The organism is Treponema sp. R6D11, assembly GCF_054786075.1.
Window position 1 is genome coordinate 1 of record NZ_BDHD01000762.1, and the last position, 538, is coordinate 538.

The 538-nt window shown below is 40.3% G+C and carries 1 protein-coding gene and 1 pseudogene; both read left to right on the forward strand.

From position 1 onward, the window contains the following. A pseudogene (locus ACYVTD_RS15950) lies at nt 1-284 on the forward strand (hypothetical protein); the annotation flags it as partial. Then, the coding region (locus ACYVTD_RS15955) for a chorismate synthase (RefSeq protein WP_461248667.1) at nt 281-538 on the forward strand (258 nt) is incomplete at its 3' end. The pseudogene ACYVTD_RS15950 and the gene ACYVTD_RS15955, both read left to right, overlap by 4 nt.

The following is a 538-nucleotide window of genomic DNA, read 5'->3' on the forward strand; positions in this document are numbered from 1 at the left end:
AAATCAAAGAAAGCGACCGAGTTAAATCTATACTAGAACTGAACAAACTTGGGGCAGATATTATTGAAAAAGACGATAAACTAATCGTTAAAGGGATGGGCAAAGATTTTAAATTCAAAGGTGCTAAAGTCAGCACGTTCGCAGACCATCGAATAGCTATGATGTTTGCTATCTGCGCGCAAAAATTAGAAGGCAAAATAGAAATAGATAATGGCGATTGCGTCGCAAAATCATATCCCGATTTTTGGAAAGTATACAAAGAACTAGGGGGAAACGCTTCATGAACATATCAATCCAAAGCTTCGGCGAATCCCACGGCGATGAAATCGGCGCCGTTATTTCCGGTCTCCCAGCTGGCATCTCAATCGATTTTGCCGCAATAGACAGCATGCTAACCAAAAGGCGCGGCAACGATCTTTCTACAGCACGCAAGGAACAAGACGATTACAGAATTATTTCCGGCATAAAAAATGATATAACAACAGGCGCTCCAATTGCCGTCATAATTAAAAACAAAGACATAAAAAGCGAAGATTAT